The following is an 8,021-nucleotide window of genomic DNA, read 5'->3' as shown; positions in this document are numbered from 1 at the left end:
CACGTCCTGCAGCAGCATCGGCCCGCGCGGCCCGGCCGTCTGCACATTGTTGTTGTCCACGACCGGTGCGCCGGCGATCGTGGTGAGCCTGCCGCCCGGCGTGGCCGGGCGACCATTTCCATTCGAGTTCACCGTCACGATGTCTCCTTCCAGGGTGTGTGACAACTCAATCACCGACAACGGCCCGCGAGCACCCGTAGCCGGCCCGGGTTCGGTGAACCCGGGTTTTCTACGGGTGCTTTCGCACCACGGCGGTGCCAGGGTCGGGTCATGACATCTGACCGGCGCATGATCCGCCACGGCGTGGTCCTGTTTCTGCTCGGCCTGGTGACCGGCACGCAGCAGCGGCGGTTCGTCAACATGCGGATGGCGCTGTCGGCGCATCTGGAAGGCGTCATGAACGGCACCTTCGTGATGGCCCTGGGTGCGGTATGGGACCAGGTGGACCTACCGCCGCAGGTCAAGCGGGCGGCCCGGTGGACCGTGCTGTACGGCACGTACGGCAACTGGCTGTTCACCACACTGGGTGCGGCGCTGGGTACCGCCGCCGCCAACCCGACGCTGTCGGAGGGCCATCACGGAACGCCGCGGCAGGAACGCGTTGTGCTGCTCGGCTTCCGCAGCATGCGCTACGCGTTCCTCACCTCCGTCGTGCTGATCCTGTGGGGCCTGACCGGCCGCCAGAGTCGCTGAGAGGGGACGGCGATGCGTCTGGTGGTGGCCATGACCGGAGCGACCGGCGCGGCCCTCGGGATCCGGCTGTTACAGGCCCTGGCCACGCTCGGCGTGGAGACCCATCTGGTTCTCAGCGACTGGGCGAGGGCCACGATCAAGCTCGAAACCGACCACTGCGTCGACGAGGTCAGGGCTCTCGCCTCCCGGGTGTACAGCGCGGGCGATCTCGCCGCGGGCATTTCCAGCGGGTCGTTCCGCACCGACGGCATGGTCGTCTGCCCGTGCAGCATGAAGACGTTGAGCGCCATCCGGATCGGTTTCAGCGACAACCTGATCACCCGCGCCGCCGATGTGACGATCAAGGAGCGCCGCAGGCTGGTCCTGGTGACGCGCGAGGCCCCGTTGAGCGAAATCCACCTGGAGAACATGCATCACCTAGCCCGCGCCGGCGCCGTGATCTTTCCGCCGACCGTGGCCTATTACACCCGACCCACCTCGATCGAGGAGGTGACGACCCACGTGGTCGGCCGGGTCCTCGACCAGTTCGGGATAGAACATTCGCTGATCGAGCGCTGGAAGGACGATCGGCCGTCCGTGAACGGCGAACCCGCCGAACTCGTCTGAGGAGAGCATATGAGCACAACCGACCCGGACCTGCGCAGCTGGCTGGCCACGCTCGACGCGGCAGGCGAATTGCACCGCGTCACCGCCGCCGTCGACTGGGATGAGGAGATCGGCGCCATCACCCGGGTCAATCTGTCGCTCGGCGGTCCCGCGCTGCTGTTCGAGAACATCGCCGACCACGAGAAGACGTTGTGCCGAAAGTTCTTCACCGCCGGGATCGGTAACCGGCGCCAGATCCTGCTGATGCTCGGCCTGCCCGCGGACACCGGCGATGCGGCCATCGTGCGTCACCTCAAGGAGGCCTTCACGAAACCCATCCGGCCACGCGTGGTGCCGACCGGTGCGGTCAGGGACAACATCGTCGAGGGCGGGGACATCGACCTCTGGCAGTTCCCGGCCCCGAAATGGCATGGCACCGATGGTGGTCGCTACCTCGACACGTTCTGTGGCGTGGTCACCGAGGACAAGGTGACCGGACGCGACAACATCGGTCTGTACCGCGGCCAGATCATCGACCGCGACAAGATCGTCAAACTGCTGGCACCGATCCAGGGCTGGGGCGGCCATCTGCAGCAGTACAAACCGGAGCCGATGCCGGTCGCGGTCGTCTATGGGTGGCACGACGTGCTGCCGTTCTGCGCCGGCAGCCCGTTCCCCAAAGACGTCTGCGAGTGGGACATGATGGGCGCGCTGTTGGGCCGGCCGGTCGACCTGGTGGCCTGCGAAACGGTACCGCTGCACGTGCCCGCCAACGCCGAGATCGTCGTCGAGGGCTATCTCGATCCCGACCCGGCCACCTTCGCCGTGGAGGGCCCGTTCGCCGAATATCCGGGATACCTCGACCGCCACGCCGCCCCGACTCCGGTCCTGCGGGTCACCCGGATCACCCACCGCGACGACCCGGTGCTGCGCGGTTCGCTCGAGGGGATGCGGCCGGGCTTCCTCGTCGAGGATTCGATGATCAACTACGCGCGCTCGGCGATCGCCTGGAACCTGCTGGACAGCCTCGGGGTGCGCGGCGTCACCGACGTGTGGATGTCGCAGGTGTCCAACGGCACCAACATCGTCGTCCAGATCCACAAGGCCTACCGCGGTCACGCCCAGCAGGTCGCGTCCGCGCTGTGGGGAACCAGCGGATCGATCTGGTTCTACAAGAACGTCCTGGTCGTCGAGGAGGACATCGACATCCACGATCCCGAGGCGCTCGACTGGGCCTTGGCGTACCGGGTCAACGCCGGCTACGGCGACATCACGTTCTACGGACCGACACTCGGCTCACCGCTGGACCCGTCCACCCCGCACGAGAAGTCGAATATGGCCAAATACGGCTCCGGCGAATGGCATCGGGTGCTCATCGACGCCACCCGAAGCTGGGAGTTCGAACCCAGGCCGGAGTGGGGTGGCCGCCACTACCCCGCGGTCAACACGATCTCCCCGGAGCTGGAGGCCCGGATCGCGGCCCGCTGGGAGGAATACGGAATTGGGATCCCCTATCTCGACGATGCCCGGCGGGAGTTGCTGACCATGGAGCGGCTCAGCCGACGGCTGCCGGACGTGTAGTCACCCGGCGGGCACCGCGGCGGTGCGCAGATCCCGACGCGAGGAGATACCCAGTTTGGTGAAGATCCTGCCCATGTGCCATTCGACGGTGCGCGGGCTGATGAACAACTGCGCGGCGATCTCGGAGTTGGTGTGGCCCTGCCCGGCCAGCCGGACGATGAGGCTCTCCTGCGTGGTGAGTGCACCGGCCGCATCGGTGTTTCGCCTGCGGACGGATTCGCCGGTGGCCTCCAACTCGCGGCGGCTCCGTTCGGCGAAGCCGTCGGCACCCATCCCGGTGAACATGCCGTGCGCCGTGCGCAGCCGCGTCCTGGCCTCGACCCGGCGGCCTTGGCGCCGCAGCCATTCCCCGTACACCAGGTGGGTGCGGGCCAGGTAGACGACCGCTGGGCTGCGCTCGAGATGCGTGATGGCGCTGAGGTACTCGTCCTCGGCGGCCGGTCCGTCGCCGACCAGCGCGCGGGACCGCGCGGCGAGCCCGAGACCGGTGTCGGTACCGGCGGCCTGCGCCCGCTCGACGAGCCGACCGAGCGCCGCACCCGCCGCCCGCAGGTCACCGCAGCGGGTCGCGGACTCCACCATTTCCACCAGCACATGCCCGGCCACGCCGGGATCGTCGTGTTGCAGCGCGGTCTCGCAGGCCGTGAACGCCTCGGCATAATGCCCCAACCCGTTGTGCAGGACCGCGAGTGCGTACACCCCGATGGCGATCGAGAAGCCCTGACCGTGTTCGATGGCCTCGGACTCGGTCGTGGCCCGCACCATGTCCTTGCAGTACTGCTCCTGCCCGCGGTACGCGGCGAGCAGCGGGTCACTGCGGCGCAGCACATGACCACCGATCGCGGTGGCGACGGCCTCCGCCTCGGCCAGGTACGCGGCCGCCTCCACGAAACGCCCCCGGTACACGTCGATCGTCGCGCGCGAGCCGAGCCCCACCGGCAGTTGCGCCAGAACCCCTGCACCGCGCAGCAATTCGAGCTGACGGTTGGCGATCCGTTCGAACGCGTCATGGTCGAACAGATCCATGGCGACCTGCACGGCCGCGTCGTACCACCGCTTGTCGACCGAGTCGGCCGCGTCCTCCGACAGGAACTTCCGCACCACCCGTCGGAGCAGCGGTGCGGCGCTGACATAGCCGTCGACGATCCGCGCGATGAGCGCATCCAGCAGCAGGTCCACCATCCGCGGCGCCTCCACCGGGGGCGCCGCGTCGCGGGCGGCCCGCGCCACGGCGACGGCCGTGGTGTCCGCAGCACCGGCCAGCCGCCCGGCCAGTATCGCCGCCACCAGCGCCTCGCAGTAGGTGTCCCTGGACAGTTCGGTGTCGATATCCCTGAGCCGGCCCGCGGTCTGCAGCAGCAGCGATGTCATATCGCCGCCACGCCCGGACGGGCACGCCGACCGTGCCCGCAGCAGGTCGATCCGCGCGCTCAGCAGCGTGTCCGAGGTGGCGTGGCGCGCACCGATCAGCAGCTTGGACGCCGCCTCGGGGGCTCCGGCGTCCAATTTGGCCTGCGCCGCGGCCAGTGTGCGCCGCGCTCGGCGCTCGGGGTCCGGCGTCAATTCGACGGCGAATTCCAGGAAGGCCGCCGCGGCCGCGACACCACTGCGGGCATGCGCGTGCTCGGCCGAACGCTCGAGCTGTTCGGCGATTCCCTCGTCGGGTGCGGGCGCGGCGTTGGCGAGGTGCCAGGCGCGGTGCGCACCGCCATTGGGGCCGTCGACGACGTCGGCAAGCGCCCGGTGTACCCGCCTGCGTTCGGACAGCGGCGAACTCCGATACACCGCCGACCGCACGAGGGGGTGGCGGAACCGGACCCGACTGCCGACCGAGACCAGGTCGGCCGCCTCGGCGGCCTCGATGGCATCCGTTGGGACACCGAGGTTCTTGGCGGCCGAGGCCAGCCAGCTCGGCTCCCCCGTCGGATCTGCCGCGCCGATCAGCAGCAGCGTCCGGGTCGGGTCCGGCAGCCGGCCGAGCCGGTCGCGGAAGCCCTGCTCCAGGCGGTTGACCAACTGACCGGCACCGGCGAGTCCGAAGCCGCCCGCCAGTTCCGCGGGCGTCACGACGCGGTGCAGTTCGAGCAGCGCGAGCGGATTGCCCGCCGCCTCGGCGAGGATGTTCTCGCGTACCTGTTCGTTCAGCCGGCCGGGCAGGATCGAGGTCAGCAGTGTGCGCGCATCGGATATGTCGAGTCCGCCGAGGACGAGCTGGGGTTGGTCGTCGAGGATGTTGTCGAGCCCGGGCTCGCGGGCGGCGAAGATCATCACCACGGGGTCGGCGAGCAGGCGGCGCGACACGAAAGCCAGCGCCTGCAGCGACGCCGTATCGACCCACTGGGCATCGTCAACGACACAGATCGTCGGACGCTCACCGGACGCGTCGCCCAGCAGGGTGAGCACGGCCAGCCCGACGATGAGCCGGTCCGGCGGTTCACCGTCAACGAGGCCGAGGGCAACCGACAGCGCACGATTCTGCGGGGGCGGCAGCCGATCGAGTCTGTCCAGCAACGGTCCACACAACTGATGGAGACCGGCGTATGCCAGTTCCATCTCCGATTCCGAACCACTGACGTGCAGTGAACGCAGTCCGGAAGCCCGGGCCATGGCGTATTCGAGCAGCGCGGTCTTGCCGATGCCCGCCCCGCCCCGGATGACCAGCACGCCGCTGTGGCCGTCGCGGGCCCGGTCGAGCAGCTGGGCCAGCACCTCCTGCTCATGCTGCCTGCCCAGCAGGCCCTTCTGGGGGCGCTTGATCATCGGTCCGTATCCGTCGCGATCCATTCGACAGCTGCCGGGGCGGTGCGCAGCCCGCGCCGCGAGGTAATCCTGAGCTTGCCGAAGATCCTCGTCAATAGCCATTCCGCCCGCCGGGCGCTGGCCCCAGATGACCGACACACCGCAGTAACGACGGTGCCCGCGTTCGGGTTCACCGAGCGGCGTCAGCCCGACGTCAGCGCGGGCGGCGGATGATGGCGCGCAGCTTGTCCAGCCGGGTCGATATCTCACGTTCCGCCCCGCGCCCGGTCGGCTGATAGTAATCGGCACCCACCAGATCGTCGGGTGGATACTGTTGCGGCACAACCCCATCGGGGTGATCGTGGGAGTACCGGTAGCCGACGGCGTTGCCCAGCTTCTGTGCGCCCGAGTAGTGGCCGTCGCGCAGATGCGGTGGCACCAGGCCGGCCTTACCGGCCCTGATGTCGTTCATCGCCGCACCGAGGGCGGTCGTCACGGCGTTCGACTTGGGCGCCGTGGCCAGGTGCACGGTGGCGTGCGCCAGCGTCAGCTGCGCCTCGGGCATCCCGATCAGCTGCACCGTCTGGGCGGCCGCGACCGCCGTCGGCAGGGCACTCGGATCGGCCATCCCGATGTCCTCGCTGGCCAGGATCATCAGCCGGCGCGCCACGAAACGCGGGTCCTCCCCCGCCACCAGCATCCGGGCCAGGTAGTGCAGGGCCGCGTCGACGTCGGATCCGCGGATCGACTTGATGAACGCGCTGACCACGTCGTAGTGCTGATCGCCGTCGCGGTCGTAGCGCACCGCGGCCTGGTCCAGCGACTGCTCGATCACCTCGACGGTGATGACGCCACCCGGCGATCCGGCGGTTTCGGCGGCGACCTCAAGGGCGGTCAGGGCGCGGCGGGCGTCGCCGGCCGAAAGCTGCACCAACAGGTCGATCGCGTCGTCGGTGATCGCGACCGCGCCGCCGAGCCCCCGCGGGTCGGCGATGGCCCGGCGGACCACCGTGCCGACATCCTCGGCGGTCAACGGCTGCAGCTGCAGGATCAGCGACCGGGACAGCAGCGGGGCCACCACCGAGAACGACGGATTCTCCGTGGTCGCGGCGACCAGCAGCACCACCCGGTTCTCGACGGCGGCCAGCAGCGCGTCCTGTTGGGTCTTGGAGAACCGATGCACCTCGTCGATGAACAGCACGGTCTGCTGGCCGTGCATCGCCGCGCGGCGCGCGGTGTCGATCACCGCGCGCACCTCTTTGACCCCCGCGCTGAGCGCCGAGAGCGCCTCGAAACGCCGCCCGGTGGCCTGCGAGATGAGTGATGCCAGGGTGGTCTTCCCGGTACCGGGCGGACCGTAGAGGATCACCGACGCCGCGCCGGATCCTTCGACCAGCCGGCGCAGCGGCGAGCCGGGCTTGAGCAGATGTGACTGCCCGACGACCTCGTCCAGGCCGGCCGGACGCATCCGCACGGCGAGCGGGGACGCCGCGGCCTGCGCCGCACCGGGCGCCGCCGCCTCGGCCTCGCCGGGCACGTCGAACAGACTGTCGGACACGCTCCAGACATACCACGCGGGTCGGACCCGCGGCTAAGGCTGCGTCACGAAATCGATCAGCTCCTCGACCCGGCCGATCAACGCCGGGTCGAGATCGTTCCAGTCACGCACCCGACCCCGGATCCGCTGCCAGGCCCTGGCGATATCGGCCTGGTCGCGGTGCGGCCAGCCCAGCGACTGGCAGATGCCGTGCTTCCATTCGACACTGCGCGGGATCGCCGGCCACCGTTCGATCCCGAGCCGGGCCGGTTTGACCGCCTGCCAGATGTCGACGAACGGGTGCCCGACCACCAGGGTGTGCGCACCGCCAGGTCCACGGCGCACCGCCTCGGCGATCCTGGCCTCCTTGGACCCGGTGACCAGGTGGTCGACCAGCACACCCAGCCGCCGTCCCGGTCCAGGGGTGAATTCCGCCACGATGCCGACCAGATCGTCGACGCCGCCGAGGTACTCCACGACCACACCCTCGATCCGCAGGTCCGCGCCCCACACCTGTTCGACGAGCTCGGCGTCGTGGCGGCCCTCGACGTAGATCCGGCTGGCCAGTGCCACCCTGGCCCTGGCCCCCGGCACCGCCACCGATCCGGACGCGGTCCGCGCCGGTGCGCTCACCCGTTTCGGTACCGTGAGCTTCACCGGCTTGCCGTCGATGAGAAAACCCGGCCCCAGCGGAAACGCCCTGACCTTGCCGTTGCGGTCCTCGAGTTCGACGCGGCCGCCTTCGATGCGTACCACCGCGCCGACGAAACCGCTCTGGGCGTCCTCGACGACCAGGCCCCGTTCGGCGGGCTGGTCGGTGGACCGGATCCGCTTCGGGGTGTGCGGGTTTCGGGCGAGTACGTCGGAGCCATAGCGATCTGTCACG

Annotated in this window: 6 protein-coding genes; 3 read left to right on the top strand and 3 right to left on the bottom strand. The window is 69.5% G+C overall.

All coding sequences use genetic code 11. The features are described from left to right. Window positions 1-270 precede the first annotated feature (270 nt). Genes ACWDTP_RS11635 through ACWDTP_RS11625 form a run of 3 tightly spaced genes read left to right on the top strand, consistent with a single transcriptional unit; the run spans window position 271 to window position 2,859 of the window. Window positions 271-693: a hydrogenase gene (locus tag ACWDTP_RS11635; protein WP_450019692.1), complete on the top strand. Its 423-nt coding sequence runs from the start codon at window positions 271-273 to the stop codon at window positions 691-693. A gap of 12 nt (window positions 694-705) precedes the next feature. Then, window positions 706-1,299, top strand: a complete 594-nt coding sequence (locus tag ACWDTP_RS11630) for a UbiX family flavin prenyltransferase (protein ID WP_450019690.1) — start codon at window positions 706-708, stop codon at window positions 1,297-1,299. 9 nt (window positions 1,300-1,308) lie between these two features. Then, entirely contained in the window at window positions 1,309-2,859 is a 1,551-nt protein-coding gene (locus tag ACWDTP_RS11625; protein WP_450019688.1) for a UbiD family decarboxylase, read from the top strand. On the opposite strand, the gene ACWDTP_RS11620 is transcribed toward ACWDTP_RS11625, so the two are convergent. From ACWDTP_RS11620 to ACWDTP_RS11610, 3 genes are all read right to left on the bottom strand, one after another. Next, window positions 2,860-5,619 (bottom strand): ATP-binding protein, encoded by a 2,760-nt coding sequence (locus tag ACWDTP_RS11620; protein WP_450019686.1) that lies wholly within the window; start codon window positions 5,617-5,619, stop codon window positions 2,860-2,862. A 193-nt stretch (window positions 5,620-5,812) separates the two neighbouring features. Next, a complete protein-coding gene (locus tag ACWDTP_RS11615; protein WP_450019684.1) occupies window positions 5,813-7,156 on the bottom strand; it encodes a replication-associated recombination protein A in 1,344 nt (447 codons plus the stop codon). 33 nt (window positions 7,157-7,189) lie between these two features. Then, entirely contained in the window at window positions 7,190-8,020 is an 831-nt protein-coding gene (locus ACWDTP_RS11610; RefSeq protein WP_450019682.1) for a DUF3097 domain-containing protein, read from the bottom strand. Window position 8,021: the final 1 nt, after the last annotated feature.

This window comes from Mycobacterium sp. NPDC003449, from assembly GCF_053588415.1.
The sequence above is the reverse complement of the archived record's forward strand: the minus strand, read 5'-3'. Positions and strand labels throughout refer to the sequence as shown.